The following is a 224-nucleotide window of genomic DNA, read 5'->3' on the forward strand; positions in this document are numbered from 1 at the left end:
TCAACGTCAAAGCCGTTGTCGAGCATGTCCTGAGTCACAGGGCCGTTAAATAGGGTGTTGCCGTTGCCATCAGTGACAATCAAGGTGTCGCCAACTTGGGTGCCAGTCGCTAGCGTCACGGTGGCAGTCACAGTGCCATCAGTACCGATCTCATCGCTGTTGAAGATACCATCAGTGCCCATGCCGCTGAACTCAACGGTGGGTGCAGGTGCCATGGTGGCATC

1 protein-coding gene is annotated in these 224 nt (G+C 55.8%); it reads right to left on the minus strand.

What is annotated here, in order from left to right:
- Positions 1-224: hypothetical protein (locus H5181_RS20540; protein ID WP_182751906.1), on the minus strand; the 224-nt coding region annotated here is incomplete at both ends.

The organism is Shewanella sp. SG44-2 (genome assembly GCF_014164215.1).
Taxonomy (GTDB): Bacteria; Pseudomonadota; Gammaproteobacteria; order Enterobacterales; family Shewanellaceae; genus Shewanella; species Shewanella frigidimarina.